General features: G+C 69.0%; 17 protein-coding genes. 2 read left to right on the top strand and 15 right to left on the bottom strand.

Features of this window, described 5'->3' with window-relative positions:
* Window positions 1-81: 81 nt before the first annotated feature.
* The 3 genes from lysA to argH all read right to left on the bottom strand — a co-directional run bounded on the left by lysA (window position 82) and on the right by argH (window position 3,206).
* Entirely contained in the window at window positions 82-1,356 is a 1,275-nt protein-coding gene (gene lysA / locus ABL312_RS17275) for a diaminopimelate decarboxylase (protein ID WP_349358642.1), read from the bottom strand.
* 112 nt (window positions 1,357-1,468) lie between these two features.
* Entirely contained in the window at window positions 1,469-1,702 is a 234-nt protein-coding gene (locus ABL312_RS17280) for a lipoprotein (RefSeq protein WP_349358643.1), read from the bottom strand.
* An 88-nt stretch (window positions 1,703-1,790) separates the two neighbouring features.
* Entirely contained in the window at window positions 1,791-3,206 is a 1,416-nt protein-coding gene (gene argH, locus ABL312_RS17285) for an argininosuccinate lyase (RefSeq protein ID WP_349358644.1), read from the bottom strand.
* Between the two features lie 44 nt (window positions 3,207-3,250).
* Here argH and ABL312_RS17290 point away from each other — a divergent pair, with 44 nt between their 5' ends.
* A complete protein-coding gene (locus ABL312_RS17290) occupies window positions 3,251-3,907 on the top strand; it encodes a TlpA disulfide reductase family protein (protein ID WP_349358645.1) in 657 nt (218 codons plus the stop codon).
* Window positions 3,908-3,935: 28 nt separating this feature from the next.
* On the opposite strand, the gene ABL312_RS17295 is transcribed toward ABL312_RS17290, so the two are convergent.
* From ABL312_RS17295 to ABL312_RS17340, 10 genes are all read right to left on the bottom strand, one after another.
* A complete protein-coding gene (locus ABL312_RS17295) occupies window positions 3,936-4,142 on the bottom strand; it encodes a hypothetical protein (RefSeq protein WP_349358646.1) in 207 nt (68 codons plus the stop codon).
* 54 nt (window positions 4,143-4,196) lie between these two features.
* Window positions 4,197-5,690 (bottom strand): AMP-binding protein, encoded by a 1,494-nt coding sequence (locus ABL312_RS17300; RefSeq protein ID WP_349358647.1) that lies wholly within the window; start codon window positions 5,688-5,690, stop codon window positions 4,197-4,199.
* A 15-nt stretch (window positions 5,691-5,705) separates the two neighbouring features.
* Window positions 5,706-6,587, bottom strand: a complete 882-nt coding sequence (locus ABL312_RS17305) for a 3-hydroxybutyryl-CoA dehydrogenase (protein WP_349358648.1) — start codon at window positions 6,585-6,587, stop codon at window positions 5,706-5,708.
* Window positions 6,588-6,850: 263 nt separating this feature from the next.
* Window positions 6,851-7,792 (bottom strand): electron transfer flavoprotein subunit alpha/FixB family protein, encoded by a 942-nt coding sequence (locus ABL312_RS17310; protein ID WP_349358649.1) that lies wholly within the window; start codon window positions 7,790-7,792, stop codon window positions 6,851-6,853.
* Between the two features lie 28 nt (window positions 7,793-7,820).
* Window positions 7,821-8,570: an electron transfer flavoprotein subunit beta/FixA family protein gene (locus ABL312_RS17315; protein WP_349358650.1), complete on the bottom strand. Its 750-nt coding sequence runs from the start codon at window positions 8,568-8,570 to the stop codon at window positions 7,821-7,823.
* 230 nt (window positions 8,571-8,800) lie between these two features.
* The gene (locus ABL312_RS17320) at window positions 8,801-9,493 is read right to left on the bottom strand and encodes a rhomboid family intramembrane serine protease (RefSeq protein WP_349358651.1); all 693 of its coding nucleotides are present in this window, start codon (window positions 9,491-9,493) and stop codon (window positions 8,801-8,803) included.
* A gap of 148 nt (window positions 9,494-9,641) precedes the next feature.
* The gene (locus ABL312_RS17325; RefSeq protein WP_349358652.1) at window positions 9,642-10,217 is read right to left on the bottom strand and encodes a cob(I)yrinic acid a,c-diamide adenosyltransferase; all 576 of its coding nucleotides are present in this window, start codon (window positions 10,215-10,217) and stop codon (window positions 9,642-9,644) included.
* Between the two features lie 25 nt (window positions 10,218-10,242).
* Window positions 10,243-10,440 carry a twin transmembrane helix small protein gene (locus ABL312_RS17330; RefSeq protein ID WP_349358653.1) on the bottom strand — a complete coding sequence of 66 codons (198 nt, stop codon included), beginning with the start codon at window positions 10,438-10,440 and terminating at the stop codon, window positions 10,243-10,245.
* A 145-nt stretch (window positions 10,441-10,585) separates the two neighbouring features.
* Window positions 10,586-11,458, bottom strand: a complete 873-nt coding sequence (locus tag ABL312_RS17335) for an SDR family NAD(P)-dependent oxidoreductase (protein WP_349358654.1) — start codon at window positions 11,456-11,458, stop codon at window positions 10,586-10,588.
* A 59-nt stretch (window positions 11,459-11,517) separates the two neighbouring features.
* Entirely contained in the window at window positions 11,518-12,753 is a 1,236-nt protein-coding gene (locus ABL312_RS17340) for a ubiquinone biosynthesis hydroxylase (RefSeq protein ID WP_349358655.1), read from the bottom strand.
* 189 nt (window positions 12,754-12,942) lie between these two features.
* Here ABL312_RS17340 and tesB point away from each other — a divergent pair, with 189 nt between their 5' ends.
* Window positions 12,943-13,845, top strand: coding sequence for an acyl-CoA thioesterase II (gene tesB, locus ABL312_RS17345; RefSeq protein ID WP_349358656.1), 903 nt, complete (start codon window positions 12,943-12,945; stop codon window positions 13,843-13,845).
* Here the strand turns inward: tesB and ABL312_RS17350 are convergent.
* Window positions 13,842-15,044: a GTP-binding protein gene (locus tag ABL312_RS17350; RefSeq protein WP_349361444.1), complete on the bottom strand. Its 1,203-nt coding sequence runs from the start codon at window positions 15,042-15,044 to the stop codon at window positions 13,842-13,844. The genes tesB and ABL312_RS17350 overlap by 4 nt on opposite strands.
* A gap of 209 nt (window positions 15,045-15,253) precedes the next feature.
* Complete coding sequence (locus ABL312_RS17355; protein WP_349358657.1) at window positions 15,254-16,642, bottom strand: D-alanyl-D-alanine carboxypeptidase family protein; 1,389 nt, start codon at window positions 16,640-16,642, stop codon at window positions 15,254-15,256.
* Window positions 16,643-17,009 lie beyond the last annotated feature (367 nt).

Genomic DNA, 17,009 nt, shown 5'->3' on the forward strand with positions numbered 1-17,009 from the left:
CGGTTGTCCGCCCCCGTTGTCCTTAGGGTGGGGCGTTTCGCCCGGCTTGGCAAGGCGTCGCGACGCACGGACCCCGCGAGGTCAGTCCCCGGCGAGCCACGCGGGCAGGACATCGGCGCCGATAAGGTCCTCGTAGCGCGGACGCGGGCGCACCACCGCGAAGCGGTTCCCGTCGACCAGAACCTCCGGAATCAGGAGCCGGGTGTTGTAGGTGCAGGCCTGCACCGCCCCATAGGCGCCGGCGGAAAACACGGCCAGCCTGTCGCCGGCCTTCACGCGCGGCATCTCCCGGTCGTGGCCGAGATAGTCGCCCGTCTCGCACACCGGCCCGACGATATCGGCCAGCATGCGCGGATGGTCGGCACCGGGACGGTCGACGGGGCGGATCTCGTGATAGGCGTCGTACAGCGTCGGCCGGATCAGATCGTTCATCGCCGCATCGACGATGACGAAGGTCTTGTCGGCCCCCTCCTTCACGTAGATCACCTCCGTGACGAGGATCCCGGCGTTGCCGGCGATCATCCGGCCTGGCTCGAAAATCACCTTGCACTCAAGCGGTTCGACGTGCTTGCGGACCACCTCGGCATAGGCTTCCGGGTGCGGCGGCGGCTCGTTGTTGTCGCGGTAGGGAATGCCGAGCCCGCCGCCGAGATCGACGTGGTCGATTGCGTGTCCGTCGGCGCGCAGCTCCGCGATCAGCCCGCCGAGGCGGGAGAAGGCCGCGTCGAAGGGCTCCAGCTCGGTGATCTGCGAGCCGATGTGCATGTCGATGCCGGACACCTCGATGCCCGGAAGCGCGGCGGCCTCCGCGTAGATTGCCCGCGCCCGGCCCCAGGGAATGCCGAACTTGTTCTCCGCCTTGCCGGTCGCGATCTTGGCGTGGGTGCGCGCATCCACGTCCGGATTGATCCTGAGCGACACCCGCGCGGTCATCCCCTTTTCCGTCGCCACCCGCGACAGCTGCACAAGTTCCGGCTCGCTTTCGACGTTGAAGCACAAAATGCCCTCGTCGAGCGCATGGGCCTGTTCGGCTTCGGTCTTGCCGACGCCGGAAAACAGGATGCGGTCGGCCGGCACGCCGGCGGCGCGCGCCCGGCGCAATTCGCCCTCCGACACCACGTCCATGCCGGCGCCGAGCCGGGCCAGCGTGGTCAGCACCGCCTGGTTGGAATTGGCCTTCATGGCGTAGGCCACGAGCGTCGGAATGCCCTTGAAGGCCTCCGCGAAGACCTTGTAGTGACGCGTGAGCGTCGCCGTCGAATAGCAGTAGAACGGCGTGCCGACGGCCGCCGCAATCTCAGCGATCGGCACGTCCTCGGCATGGAGCCGGTCGTTCACATAGTCGAAATGATGCACGGATCGCGGTCCTGGTTGGGAGTCTTGCCGGGCGGGGCCGGTGACGGCGCAGCCTGTGGCGCACATGGTCCGCCGGCCCCGCGCCGGCAAGCGTCAGAGGGGCCGGAAAGCTTCAGATGAGAATATCGAGCGCGATGGGCGCATCGTTTCCGGCCGCGGCCGGCGCCGAGGCCGCGCCGCCCTGCGTCTCGACGGCGCCCGGCCCGCCCGCCGGGTCGACGGCCGCCGGACTGTCGAGCGCGCCGCGCCGGCCGCAGCCGGCAAGCGACAGCGCCAGAACGCCCGCCAGAACCGTCGCAAGCACAAGACCGCGCCGCGCGGTGGGCCAGATCACTGCGTTCGCCATGATGCGCGCATCTCCTTCAACACCCCGTGCCGCGAGCCGCGGCCATGGGGTTTTCCTCGCATGGCCCGCGCGGCACCGCAAGGCCCGCTCACGCCGTCGCCGACCGGCCCTCGCGCGCCGCCTCGCGCTCCAGCGCCTTCAGCCACTTGCGCGCCTGCTTGCGGACATTGGCCGGGGCAGTGCCGCCGAGGCTGACGCGCGAGCGCACCGACTTGTCGACCGAGAGCACCGAGAACACGTCCTCGGTGATGCGCGGCTCGATCGCCTGCAGATCGGCGAGCGGCAGACGGTGCAGCGTCAGGTTCTTCTGCACCGCGAGCGCCACGACCCGGCCGGTCACATGGTGCGCGTCGCGGAACGGCATGCCGAGCACCCGCACCAGCCAGTCGGCGAGATCGGTGGCGGTCGAATAGCCCGAGCCGGCCGCCTGTTTCATCGCCTTCTGGTTCACCGTCAGATCGCCGATCATGCCGGTCATCGCCGCAAGCGCCAGCGACAGGTTCGGCAGGGCGTCGAAGGCCTGCTCCTTGTCTTCCTGCATGTCCTTGGAATAGGCCAGCGGCAGGCCCTTCATCATCACGAGCAGCGCGGTCTGCGCACCGTAGATGCGCCCGGTCTTGGCCCGCACCAGTTCGGCCGCGTCCGGGTTCTTCTTCTGCGGCATGATCGAGGAGCCGGTCGAGAACCTGTCCGACAGGGTGACGAAGCCGAACTGCGCGGAACACCAGATGACGATTTCCTCGGCCAGACGCGACAGATGCATCGAGGCGATGGCCGCCGCCGACACCGCTTCCAGCACGAAATCGCGATCCGACACCGCGTCGAGCGAATTGGCCGTCGGGCGGTCGAAGCCGAGTGCGGCCGCGGTCATCTCCCGGTCGATGGGAAACGACGTGCCGGCCAGCGCCGCGGAGCCGAGCGGGCATTCGTTCATGCGCGCGCGCGCATCGCGCATCCGGCTCCGGTCGCGGGCGAACATCTCCACATAGGCCATCAGGTGATGGCCGAAGGTGACCGGCTGCGCCGACTGCAGATGGGTGAAGCCCGGCATCACCGTGCCGGCGTGTTCCAAGGCGCGCTCGCTCAGCACGCGGATCAGATCGGTGAACTGCCCGTCGAGCGCATCCAGCGTGTCGCGCACCCACATGCGGAAGTCGGTCGCCACCTGATCGTTGCGCGAGCGCGCCGTGTGCAGGCGCCCGGCGGCGGGGCCGATCAGCTCGGCCAGCCGGGCCTCGATGTTCATGTGGATGTCCTCGAGCGCCCGGGAGAAGGTGAACTCCCCCGCCTCGATTTCTGACCGGATCGTGTCTAGACCGTGAGCGATCGTCTCGGCATCCTCGGCGGCGACGATATCGCACGCCGCGAGCATGCGGACATGCGCCTGCGAACCCGCTATATCCTGCCGGTACAGCTTGCGATCGTAGTCGATGGAGGCATTGATCTCCTCCATGATGGCGTCCGGTCCTTCCGCGAACCGGCCTCCCCACATGCGATTGCTCATGAACATGCCCCCGTGGCGCCCTGAATGGACGGATGAGAAACGAAATGACCGATGGACAGCAGCCCCGGCGAAACCGCCCGATCGTCTTCGTCGCGCTTGGGCTGGCCGCACTCGTGGCAGGACTGGCGGCGGTATACGTGATCGGCGGGTCGAATGGCAACCGGGAGCAGGCCGCGAGCTGCCAGCCGGCCCTCGAGCTGGCCGAGACGCTCCGCCCGAAGGTCACCGGCGAGGTGGCCGCCTTCCTGCCGGCGAGCGATCCGCTGTCGATGGCCGATCTCGCCTTCGTCGACGACGACGGCGAGGCGCGCACGCTGGCCGATTTCGCGGGCCGCACGGTGCTGGTCAATCTCTGGGCGACCTGGTGCGCCCCCTGCCGCAAGGAAATGCCCGCGCTCGACGAACTGCAGGCCGAACTCGGCGGCGCGGATTTCGAGGTCGTGACCGTCAGCGTGGATCGCGGCTCCGATGAAAAGCCCAAGACCTTTCTGAACGAGATCGGCGTGGAGCATCTCGCCTTCTATCACGACCCCTCGATGCAGATCTTCCAGACGGTGCGCTCGCGCGGCCGCGCGCCCGGCCTGCCCTCCACGCTGCTGATCGACGGCGCGGGCTGCGAGATCGGCACGCTGATGGGCCCGGCCGAATGGGCGAGCGACGACGCGCTCGCGCTCGTGCGGGCCGCCCTCGGGCGCGAGTAACGGGGAAAGCAAGCGCGGGAAAGGCCGCTCAGACGGAGACGTCGACGGCCCCGCCGACCCCCGGCGCGGTCGGCGCTTTGCCGGAGCCGGCGGCGGCGGCCGCATCGGCGTTTTGTTCCAGCATGGCGACAATCCCGGCCTCGGCCGCGGCGTTCTGCTTGAGGAACGTCGTGGCGAGCGTCGTCTGCATCTGCGCCTGATTGGCGGCGACCATCGCGCCGGCAACGCTGGACATGGGGGATCTCCTTGTGAGCGAGACCCACGCTGACAGCCCGGCGTTAAGACCGGGTTAAGCCTGCTTGAGCGCCTGACGCCGCAATTTGCCCGAGGCCGTGCGCGGCAACTCGGTCACGAAGCGATAGACCTTCGGCCGCTTGTACTCCGCCAGATGCGCGGCGGCATGGGTCGCGAGCGCCGTCTCGTCGCCGGTTGCGCCCTCGCGCGGAATCACGAAGGCCGTGATCAGGCGCACGCCCTCGCGCACGGCCACATCGGTCACCGCCACGTCCTGAACGTCCGGATGCAGGGCCAGCGCGTGCTCCACCTCCTGCGGCGCGACGCGGTAGCCGAAGGCGTTCATGACGTCGTCGTTGCGCCCGCCGTACCAGACGTAGCCGTCGGCATCGAGCGATGCCCGGTCGCCGGTCACGAACCAGTCGCCGCGAAAGGCGGCGGCGGTGTCCGTCGGCCGGTTCCAGTAGCCGAGCATCAGCCCGGGATCGCTGCGATGAACCGCAAGCAGCCCCGTCTCGCCGACCGCCAGCGGCGTGGCGTCGGAGCCGTCCGGATCGAGGATGGCGATCCGCCGGCCGGGCTGGGCGCGGCCCGGGCTGCCGGGTCGCGTCGGCGTCTGCGGACCGCTCGACACATAGGTCGAGATCTCGCTCATGCCGAGCGCCTCGTAGAGCGGACGGCCGCTGGCGGCCGTCCAGGCCGCGTGCAGCGCCGGATCGAGGGCTTCGCCGGCGGTCAGCGCGTGCCGCAGCGTCGGAAAGCTCTCGGGCGTCACGGACGCATATTTGAGAATGCGGCGGTAGAGGCTCGGCACGGCGGCGAAATGGGTCGCGCGGCTTGCCGCGATCAGCTCCGGCCAGACATGGGGATCGCGCGGCCCGTCGTAGACGAGGCTCGTCGCGCCCGCCATCCACGGGTCCATCAGCCCGACGCCGAGCGTGTAGGTCCAGTTGAAGGCCCCGGCATGCAGCAGCCGGTCGCCGGGGCGAAGTCCGGACCAGCCGACGACCATCGGTTCGCGCCCGCGCGCCGCGCGATGGGCGTGCAGGACGCCCTTCGGCCGGCCGCTCGTGCCCGAGGTATAGACGAGAAAGGCCGGCGCCTCGTCGTCCATCGGCATCCAGGGCGCGGGCTGCGCGCGTTTCAGCCGGGCGAGCGTCTCCGGCCCGCCGAGCCGGGCGCCGCCCGGATCGGCCGGCAGCCCCGTGACACCGTCATGCAGGATGAGCGCCGGCGTGCAATCGGCAACCAGCACGTCGCATTCGTCGGCGGTCAGCATGGCCGAGGTCGGCACCGGCACCAGACCGGCGGCAATGGCGCCGAAGAAGGCGAGCGGAAAGTCGCTGGTATGCCCGAGGCGCAACAGCACCCGGTCGCCGGGGGCGAGCCCCTCGGCCCGAAACCCCGCTGCGATCCGCCGGATCGCCTCCGACAGATCGGCGAAGCTCCAGGTCTCGCGCACCGCTGCATCGGGTCCGAGCACAACGAGCGCGGCGCGCTCCGGCGCGCTCTCCGCGGGACGCAGGCAGGTTGCGGCGAGATTCGCCATGGCCGGGAACGCGCCTCAGCGCGTGGGGACGGGCGTCTCGCCGCGATAGTCGTAGAAGCCGCGCTGGGTCTTGCGACCGAGCCAGCCCGCCTCGACGTATTTCACGAGCAGCGGACAGGGCCGGTACTTGCTGTCGGCAAGGCCCTCGTAGAGCACCTGCATGATCGACAGGCAGGTGTCGAGGCCGATGAAGTCGGCGAGCTGCAGCGGGCCCATCGGATGGTTGGCGCCGAGCTTCATCGCCGTGTCGATGGCCTCCACCGAGCCGACGCCCTCGTAGAGCGTGTAGATCGCCTCGTTGATCATCGGCAGAAGGATGCGGTTGACCATGAAGGCCGGGAAGTCCTCGGCGACCGCGATGGTCTTGCCAAGCGTCTTGGTGAAGGCCTTGGACGCCTCGAAGGTCTCGTCCTCGGTGGCGATGCCGCGCACCAGCTCCACCAGTTCCATCAGCGGAACCGGGTTCATGAAGTGGATGCCGATGAAGCGTTCGGGACGGTCGGTCGAGGCGGCCAGCCGGGTGATGGAGATCGACGAGGTGTTGGTCGCCAGAATGGCTTCCGGCTTCAGGAGCGGACAGAGCTGGCTGAAGATCTTGCGCTTGACCTGCTCGTTCTCCACCGCCGATTCGATAATGAGATCGACATCGGAAAGCTGGTCGATGCTGTCGGCGCCCCGCAGCCGCGACAGTGCCTCGGAGCGCTGCTCCTCGGTGATCAGGCCCTTGGAGACCTGCCGGGCCATGTTGCCGTTGATCGAGGCGAGGCCCGACTGGACCCGCTCCGTCGAAACGTCATTGAGCGCCACGTCGTAGCCCGCGACCGCGCAGACATGCGCGATGCCACTGCCCATCTGGCCAGCGCCGATCACCCCGACCTTCTTGATCTCGACCACCATCGTCCGTTCCGATTTCGATTGCGCGCAGCAGGCCTGCGCCTAAGGAAAAATGAGTGCGCTATTCATCGCAACTTCCCGGTCCCGCCGCAAGAGGCCCGACTGCAAAGAGCGCCCGGGCGGACACCGTGGTTGCGTTTTCGCGCGGTTCCGCCGGCAGGCGCCCTCCCCCGAAGGCGGCGCGCGCCGGCATGTCAGACAAAAGGGCCCGTCTCGCGACGGGCCCTTTCCAGACGCGTTGAGCGCCGCGGATCGTCGCCCGGCGCTTAGCTCTTGGCCGCCTCGACGGCCGCCTTGAACTCCGGCAGGACCTCGAAGAGATCCGCGACCAGGCCATAGTCGGCGACCTGGAAGATCGGCGCTTCCTCGTCCTTGTTGATCGCCACGATGACCTTGGAGTCCTTCATGCCGGCGAGGTGCTGGATCGCACCGGAGATGCCGCAGGCGACATAGAGGTCCGGCGCGACGACCTTGCCGGTCTGGCCGACCTGCCAGTCGTTCGGGGCATAGCCCGCGTCGACGGCGGCGCGCGAGGCACCGACGGCGGCGCCCAGCGCATCGGCCACCGGCAGCATCACCTCGTCGAACTTCTCCTTCGAGCCGAGCGCGCGGCCGCCGGAGACGATCACCTTGGCCGACGCCAGCTCCGGACGGTCCGACTTCGACAGCTCCTGGCCGACGAAGCTCGACAGATCGGACGTCGTGGCGGTCACGTCCTCGATCGCCGCCGACCCGGTCTCCCCGGCCGCGGCGAAGCTCGCGGTGCGCACCGTGATGACCTTCTTGGCATCGCCCGACTTCACGGTCTGGATGGCGTTGCCGGCGTAGATCGGACGCTCGAAGGTGTCGGCGTCTATGACGGCGGTGATGTCGGACAGCTGCATCACGTCGAGCAGCGCCGCGACGCGCGGCAGGATGTTCTTGCCGTTTGCGGTGGCCGGCGCGACGATCGCGTCGTAGCCCTCGGCCAGCGACAGGATCAGTTCGGCCATCGGCTCGGCGAGCTGCTCGGCAAGCCCGTCGCCGTCGGCGACCAGCACCTTGGCGGCGCCGTCGATCTTGGCGGCCTGTTCGGCGGCCGCGCGGCAATCCTTGCCGGCGACCAGCACGTGCACGTCACCGCCAAGGGCCACGGCCGCGGTCATCGCCTTGTGCGTCGCCTCGTTGAGCGCGGCATTGCTGTGCTCGGCAACAAGAAGGGTCGTCATATGTGTGTCTCCCTGTCTTCCCAAGCGCTCAGAGAACGCCGGCTTCGGTCTTGAGCTTCTCGACGAGCTCGGCCACGCTGGCGACCTTCACGCCGGCCTCGCGTGCCGGCGGCTCGACGGTCTTGAGAACCTCCAGGCGCGGCGCGATGTCGACCCCGAAGTCCTCCGGCGTCTTTTCCGCGATCGGCTTCTTCTTCGCCTTCATGATGTTGGGCAGCGAGGCATAGCGCGGCTCGTTGAGGCGCAGGTCGGTGGTGACCACCGCCGGCATCTTGAGCTTCACGGTCTGCAGGCCGCCGTCGATCTCGCGGGTCACGTCCACGGTGCCCTCGCCGAGGTCGACGTTGGAAGCGAAGGTGCCCTGCGCCCAGCCCAGAAGGGCGGCGAGCATCTGGCCCGTCTGGTTGCAGTCGTCGTCGATCGCCTGCTTGCCGAGAATGACCAGCCCCGGCGCCTCTTCCTCGACGATCGCCTTGAGGATCTTGGCGACGGCGAGCGGCTCGGTCGTCTGGTCGGTCTTGACGAGAATGCCGCGGTCGGCGCCCATGGCCAGCCCCGTGCGCAGCGTTTCCTGCGCCTGCTGCGGGCCGATGGAGACGACGACGATCTCGTCCGCCTTGCCGGCCTCGCGCAACCGGATCGCCTCTTCAACGGCAATCTCGTCGAACGGGTTCATCGACATCTTCACATTCGCCAGGTCGACGCCCGATCCGTCTGCCTTGACGCGTACCTTGACGTTGTAGTCGATCACCCGCTTGACGGGGACTAGGATCTTCATGGGTTGTTCAACCTCCCGCTGGCGCGGCCGCCGGTCGAGACGGGCGCGCATGGGCCGCATCCGGTTACCGTTACGACACCCGATATCGGCAGAAATCCGCCGCTTCCGGGTATCGGGCGGCGACCGTACTGGGGCGCTTTGCCGGTGTCAACGGCGGCCGGGATGCATCACGGGCGCGAATACAACGACAGCTTCGCCAGCACTCCAAGGACCGCGATCTCATGCCCTGATCACAGGCCGCGATCGAACAGCGGCACGCCGCGCCGGCGCATCACGATCACCAGCACCGCCCCGACGGCCGCCCCCGCCACATGGGCCCACCAGGCGACCTGCTCGTCGCCGGCGCCGAATGCCATCACCAGTTGAAAGACGATCCAGGCGGCGAGCACCCAGGCGGCCGGAAGCCGCAGCGGCAGGCGCCCGAATGCCAGCACCCACACGTTGACCCGGGGATGCAGCACGAGATAGGCCCCGATCACGCCCGCGACCGCGCCCGACGCGCCGATCAGCGGCGCGATCGACTGCGGGTCGAGCAGCGCGTGCGCGAGGCCCGACAGCGCGGCGCACAGGAGATAGAAGACGAGAAAGCGCAGATGCCCGAGCGCGTCTTCCACATTGTCGCCGAACACCCACAGGAACAGCATGTTGCCGCCCAGATGCAGCCAGTCGCCATGCAGGAACGCATAGGTGACGATGGACGCGCCTTCCGGCACGATGGCAAGCTCGGGCGCCAGATCGCGATAGTCGAAGAACACCGCCGGCACGAGGCCGAAGGACAGGCTCGAGGCCTGCAGCGCGGGCGCCGACAGGCCGCCGCCCTGCACGACCACGAAGACCGCGACGTTCAGCAGGATCAGCCCCCAGGTGACATATTGTCGCCGGACATGGGCGAGCGGATTGTGATCGTGCAGCGGAATGAACATCGACGGCCCCCTTATCGCGGGCGATCTCCCGCGCCCATTCCGCACCCGGGCCCGCACACGGCCCCGCAACCGTCCCCGCATCCGGACGCGCCGCGACGGGGACACGGGCCCTGCCGCGCCGGCGCGATCCCGCGCGGACGGAAAAAGCTTACCGGTTCTTGCCCGGCACCCAAAGCACGTCCTGCGCGCCCTTGTCGTTCACCCAGCGCGCCGCGACGAAGAAGAAGTCCGACAGGCGGTTCACATAGACGATGGAGGAGGGATTGACCGTCTCCTCGGCGGCGAGCGCCGTCATCACCCGTTCCGCGCGCCGCGAGACCGTGCGCGCCAGATGCAGATGCGCCGCCGCCGGCGAGCCGCCCGGCAGTACGAAGGAGCGCAAGGGCTCGAGATCCGCGTTCAACCGGTCGATTTCCGCCTCGATGGCCGAAACCTGGCTTTCCGTGATGCGCAGCGGCGGATAGGCCGGCGGTTCCTCCGTCTCCGGAGTCGCCAGATCCGCGCCGAGATCGAACAGGTCGTTCTGGATGCGCCCGAGCACGGCGTCGAGCTCCGGATGGGCGCTCGCCGTCACCAGGCGCGCCTGGCCGACCACCGCGTTGGTCTCGTCGACGGTGCCATAGGCCTCGATCCTCAGATCGTGCTTCGGCCGCCGCTCGCCGGAGGCCAGCGCCGTGGTGCCGGCATCGCCGGTCTTGGTGTAGATCTTGTTCAGAACAACCATGTTCGCTCCCGTGTCGAAATGCCCGTCAGGGCGTGGCGCTACTCAGATAGAGCACGGCCATGACGATGACGATGGCCAGGAACTGCAAGCCGACACGCCAGCGCATCAGCGATTGCGAGCGCGACGACGAGCCGCCGCGCATCATGTTCCAAAGCCCCAGAAGAAGCACGACCGCGACCGCGCCCACCGCGACCGGAATGGCCATACGCAAGAGTTCAGCCATTCTCAGGCTCCCTGTCAGACCGGCGCGCCCGTCCGCGCGCCCCGGCAGTTTTCATTCGCGCCACGCGCCAGGCGCGTCGGCATGTCTGTTCCGCGCTTGCGCGCGGCGCGCGTCAGCAGCTTTGGCGCGGTGCGCATCAGCGCCTCTATTCTTCGCTGCGCGCCGCGCGCGTCAGCACCCGGTCGAGCCCGCGGCTCGTGAGCAACCGCTTGGCGACCGCCATCGCCGTGGTCGGAACCGTGACCCGGTAGCGAACCCGCGGGCGCGGGCTTTCCACCGCATGCACCAGATGCTTGACCACGGCGCGCGACGACAGCTTGAACAGGGACGGCTCGCCGGCCTTCATGCGCGCCAGCCGCTTTTCATACGCCGCGCGATGCGGCGACGCGGCCATCCCCTCCGCCCCGATGACGCGATCGAAATTCGCCATGGCGTTTTTCGTAAAGCGCGTCGCGATCGGCCCCGGCTCGATCAGCGAGACATGGATGCCCGTTCCGGCGAGTTCCAGCCGCAGCGTGTCGCTGTAGCCTTCCAGCGCATATTTCGAGGCGTTGTAGGCGCCGCGATAGGGCATGCCGATGAAGCCGAGGATGGAGGAACATTGGACGATGCGCCCCGCCCCTTGCGCCCGCATCGCCGGAATAACCGCGCGCGTCAGCGTGTGCCAGCCGATGAAATTCGCCTCGAAGAGCCCGCGCAGCGCGTCGCTCGGCATGTCTTCCAACGCACCGGGGATCGCATAGGCGCCATTGTTGAACAGCGCGTCGAGACGCCCGTGCGTGCGCTCCAGCACATGCTCCGCCGCCGCCAGCACGCCCGCCTCGTCCTCATAGTCGAGACGCAGGCTCTCGAAGCCCTTGTCGCGCAGGCGCGCGACGTCGGCTTCCTTGCGCGCGGTGGCGAACACCCGCCAGTCGCGGCCGCGCAGAATATGCGCGGCCCGCTCGCCGATGCCCGACGAGCATCCGGTGATCAGGATGATGCGCTGCGGCTCGTCCGCTGCCGTCGTGCCGGGCATGACCTGGCTCGTCCCTCCCATGGCGCCGACGACGCGGCGTGCTGCAAACGGCCCGGCTGTCAGATCGCCTCACCGGTCAGCAGGCGCGGCGGCGCGCCCTCCAGCCCGGCCGCCTGACGGATGAAGAACCGTTTCAGGGAAGGAAGCCGATCGACCATTCCGAGCCCGACGTCCCGGACCGCCCGAACCACATCCATATCGTTGGAAAACAGTCGGTTCAAGACGTCGCTCGTCACGCCCATGCGGAAGGTGTCGAACCGCCGCCAGCGCTCGTAGCGCTCCAGCACGTCGAGCGTGCCGATGTCCTGTCCCAGACGCCGCGCCTCCACGACCACCTCGGCCAGCGCCGCCACGTCCTTGAAGCCGAGATTGAGACCCTGCCCGGCGATCGGGTGAATGCCATGCGCCGCATCGCCGGCCAGCGCGATGCGCGGCTTCACGAAGCCGCGCGCCAGCGTCAGCCCCAGGGGATAGGCGTTGCGCGGCCCGTCGAGGTCGATCTTGCCCAGGTGATGCCCGAAGCGGCGTTCCAGCTCGAGTTCGAAGGTGAAATCATCGCCCTTCACAAGCCGCTCGGCGTCCGTGCGGCGCTCCGACCAGACCAGCGACGAGCGGTTTCCGGTCAGCGGCAGGATCGCGAAGGGACCGGAGGGGAGGAAATGCTCCTCCGCCCGTCCGTTGTGCGGGCGCTCGTGCCGCACGGTGGTGACGATGCCCGACTGGTCGTAATCCCAGCGCACCGTCTGGATGCCGGCCAGGTCGCGCAGCCTGGAGCGCACCCCGTCGGCGGCGACCAGCAGCTTCGCCCGCCGCGTGCCGCCCGAGCCCAGACGGACCTCCACGCCGGAGGCGGTCGCGGTGAAGTCGCCGACGCTGTCGGGCGCGATCAGCTCCACGCCCAACGCCGCGGCCCGGTCGGCCAGCGCGGCGACCATCTTGCCGTTGGGCACCATATGCGCGAAGGGCTCGCCCGGCTCGACCTCGCCGTCGAAGGTCAGGAACACGGGGCGCACGGCGTCGCGCAGCCTGGAGTCCGTGACGATCATCTCGGTCATCGGCTGGGCATGCGGGGCGATCTCGTCCCACACGCCGAGCCGGTCGAGCATGCGGCTCGCCGCCGCCGCGATGGCCGAAGCCCGCGGATCCTTTTCCATCTCGCTGCGCGGCCGAAGATCCACCACGGCGACGCGCATCGCCGGGTCCGCCTGCTTCAGCGCGAGCCCAAGCGACAGGCCGACATAGCCGCCACCGCCGATCAGCACGTCGAGCGCCGGTTCCGATTGGGTCGTGGTCATCTCATCGTCCTTTCTCTCCGCACAGCTCCGCACCGAAAGCTGTCTTCGGTTCGGTCTACGCCGCGGGACCGCCCGACGGATGCCCCCCGATGGGTGCCCTTGGGACAGTCTTGACATTCGCTTCCGGCAAATCACACCGTCCCGGACACATTGTCCCACCCTTGAGGTTCTGGAAAAAGGTCCTGCCCGATGCGCGCTGCCGTCGATGCTCTTCTCTCGATACTCGATTTGGAAGTTCTGGAACACAATCTCTTCCGCGGCATGAGCCCGCAGGTCGGCTGGCAGCGCGTGTTCGGCGGACAGGTCATCGGCCAGGCACTCGTCGCCGCCTCGCGCACCGTGCCGGAAGATCGTGCCGTCCATTCGCTGCACGCCTATTTCCTGCGCCCCGGCGACCCCTCCGTCCCCATCGTCTACGAGGTCGACCGCATCCGCGACGGCGGCAGCTTCACCACCCGCCGCGTGGTGGCGATCCAGCACGGACAGGCGATCTACTCCATGTCCGCATCCTTCCAGACGCGGGAAGACGGGCTCGATCACCAGATCGACATGCCCGAGGTGCCGGGGCCGGACGATCTGCCGAGCGAGGCGGAGCTGAAGGAGAAATTCCTGGCGCATGCGCCCGAGCCGGTCCGCCGCTACTGGGAACGCGACCGGCCGATCGAGCTGCGGCCCGTCGATCTCACCCACTATTTCAGCCGCAAGAAGCTGACGCCGGCCCAGAACGTGTGGGTGCGCGCCAGCGCCTCGCTGCCGGACGACCCGCGCCTGCATGCCTGCGTGCTCGCCTATGCCTCCGACATGACGCTGCTCGACACCGCGCTCTTCGCCCATGGCACCAGCGTCTTCGATCCCAATCTGCAGGTCGCGAGCCTCGACCACGCCATGTGGTTTCACCGTCCCTTCCGCGCCGACGAGTGGCTGCTCTACTCGGAGGACAGCCCGGCGGCCTCGGGCGGACGCGGGTTTACGCGCGGCAGCCTCTACGATCGCGACGGCCGGCTCGTCGCCTCCGTCGTTCAGGAAGGCCTGATCCGCCTGCGCGACGCCCGCAAGACGGACAACCGGAAGACGGACGACCGGAAGACCTAAGCGCCGCCGCGCCCGCCTCGGTCGAAGCGGCCGGAAAACCCGGTGATCGCCAGCGGATTGTCGGTCAGCGCCTGGGCGTCGGGCGTGTCGCTCGCCACGCCGCCGACGAAGGCGTCGAACAGGCGCTTGACGAAGCCTTCCGGTAGGTCCTTGGTGATGAAGACGAGGCGGGTGCGCCGGTCGGCATCCGGCCAGGCGGGCAGCTTGGCCGGCGGATGAAAGACATGCTGCACCCCGTGCAGCACCACCGGGTGATCGGGATCCTCGCTCGTCTGCACGATCCCCTTCACGCGCAGCAGCTTCGGCCCATGCGCCGAGCGCAGCAGGTCGAGGAACATCTCCAGACCCGCCGTCGGGATCGGCCGTTCGCTGGTCAGCGAAAAGGCGCGAATGTCGTCGCCGTGCCGGTTCACGTCATGACGATGATCGTGCCCGTGATCATGATGGTGGTGAGCGTGGTCATGCCCCGCGTGCGCGTGGCCGCCTTCATAGGCCTCGGCGTTGAGCCAGCGCGCCACGTCGGCCGTCTTGGTTGCCGGATCGTAGAGCCCGGTCCCGATCAGGCCGGCGGCCCGTGCCTCGCCCTCCGCCGCCAGCAGCACCGGCGCGGCCGGATTGAGCTCGGCGATGCGCCGGCGCAGGTCGCTGGCCGGGTGGCGCGCCGGCGCGCCCTCGGGCAGGTCGGTCTTGGTGATGACGATCCGGTCGGCGACCGCGACCTGCTTGACCGCCTCCTCCTGCGCGTCCAGCGTCGCCAGCCCGTTGACCGCATCGACCAGCGTGACCACGCCGTCGAGCTGGTAGCGCTGCACCAGATAGGGATGCTGCATCACCGTGTGCAGCACGGGCGCCGGATCGGCGAGCCCCGTCGTTTCGATGATCACCCGCGACAGGCGCTCCGTGCGACCGTTGTCGACCCGCCGCAGGAGGTCTTCCAGCGTGCTCACCAGATCGCCCCGGATGGTGCAGCACAGGCAGCCCGACGACAGCTCGATGATGCCTTCCTCGCCGCCTTCGACGAACAGGTGATCGAGACCGACCTCGCCGAACTCGTTGATGATCACCGCCGCGTCGGACAGCGCCGGATCGTTCAGCAGACGGTTCAGCAGCGTCGTCTTGCCGGCGCCGAGAAACCCGGTCAGCACGGTGAGCGGGATCGGCGGCTTCGGGGCGCGGCGCCGGACGGGCGTTTCGGGCAGGCTCTCGGAGGCCCCGGAAGCGGGGATGGATGAGTCGGCGGCGGTGGCGCGCGACGGCGCGGAGGCATCGGCGGAGGTCACGGGCGTCCTTCTTTCGGCGTGATCTGGCGGTGTCGTCTTGTTCTGCGGAGCGGCCGGTGAGCGTCTTGCGTCGGACGGGCGCGGATCGCGCGCCGCCTCACAGGTCCGCCGGCTCCCGGTCCGGGGTTCTAGTCGCCCGGGCTGGCGCGCGGCACCGGGACCAGCACCAGCGGCTGGCCCTGGAAGATCGCGCCGGGCTTGGGCGGCTGCGGCGCGGCGGCCGCCGCCGTCGCCGGCACAAGAGAGGAGGCCGCGGCGCCGAGCGGCTTCAGCCGCGGGATCGGCGCGCCCGGCACCTCGATCGGTCCGTCGGTCGCGCCCCGGGGCGCCGTCGACGGCGTGCGCAGGGAAACCTCGATCGGCTCATAGGCCATGCGGCGCGGTCCGATGACCGTGTCCATGACCTTGGCCCAGTCGGTCTCGCCGTCGGCCTTCTTGGGAACCTCCGTCCCGCCCGGGGCGGCGGGCATCAGCGCGAGCCCGCCCCGGATGCGGCTGTTGTCGTCCTCCGCGCGGCTGAACGACAGGACCGGCGCCCGCTTCGGCTTCGCGGCGAATTGCTCCAGGAGCTCCTCCGCCGTGGGGCGCGGATTGCGCTTGCAATAGCTGTCGGCCGGCGGTCCGCCGTCCACTCCGGCGAGCTGGTCGACCGACCGGCCGTTCCGCGTCCTGAACCCGGCCTCGATCAGGGTCCGGGCCTTGGCCGCCCGCTCCACGCCGGAGGCCGCGCCCAGGATGACGGCGATGACCGTGCGCCCGCGCCGCGTGGCGGACACCGCCACATTGAGCCCGGAATTGCAGATGTAGCCGGTCTTCATGCCGTTGGCGCCGGGCACCCGCAGCAGGAACTCCCGGTTGGCGGAGCGCAGCGCCTTGTTGCCGACGCGGATGCCGGGCAGATTGAAATAGGCGCGATACTGCGGAAATTCCTGCCAGACGGCGCGGGCGAGCACCGCCAGATCGCGCGCGGTCGACACCTGACGATTGTCGGGCAGCCCGTGCGGATTGACGAAACGCGTGCCGGTCATTCCGAGCCGGGCGGCCTCGGCGTTCATCATGGCGATGAAGGCGGGCTCAGAGCCGGCGATCGCCTCGGCCAGCGCGACCGCCACGTCATTGGCGGACTTGACGATCACCATCTTCAAAGCGCTGTCGAGCGTGATCCGCGTGCCCGGCTTGAAGCCCATCTTGCTGGGCGGTTCGGCATGGGCATTGGCGCTGATCGTCACCGCGGACTGCAGCGTCGCGCGGCCCTCGCGCACCGCCTTGAAGGCGAGATAGGCAGTCATCAGCTTGGTGATGGAGGCCGGATACCATTGCCGGCGCGCCTGCTTCTGGTCGAGGACCGCGCCGGTCTCGGCGTCGACCACGATCCAGGCGGCGATGTCGGCGCGCGCCGGGCTCGCGGCGACGAGCGGCAAGGCGGCGAGACACATGCCGACGCCGAGCCCGAACACGATCGGTCGCGCGGCCCGGGCCGCATGGCGCATCAGCCTGTCGATGGAAGGTCGTAGCACGGCCGCTCTCCACAGTCTTAGAAACGGTCTTCGAAACGGTCCTCAAACGCCACGGACCGCCCCGGTTCAGCATCCGCCGGTCGGCGCGTCCTGGCTTCGACGCCGGTTGGCGGCACTGCCCGGTCGGGCGGCGCAAGATCCGCACGCCTTCGAACCGGGCCGGCCTGGCCTGTCGAAGCCAGAAGACCCGTTCCCGGATATCCGCCCGCGCGCAGCAGCCGGTCCCGCCGGTCCTGTCCGCGTGCCGACGCTGACCCGGCGTCAAATGCACAAGCGCGATCATCGCTTTCCATCAACATGTAACCGATCCGGACGGCGAAATGCAAAGCGGACCGCCCGCGGCCCCGGTTTTCGCGCCGGTTCTGCA

Origin of the sequence: Stappia sp. (genome assembly GCF_040110915.1) — a bacterium.
Taxonomy (GTDB): Bacteria; Pseudomonadota; Alphaproteobacteria; order Rhizobiales; family Stappiaceae; genus Stappia.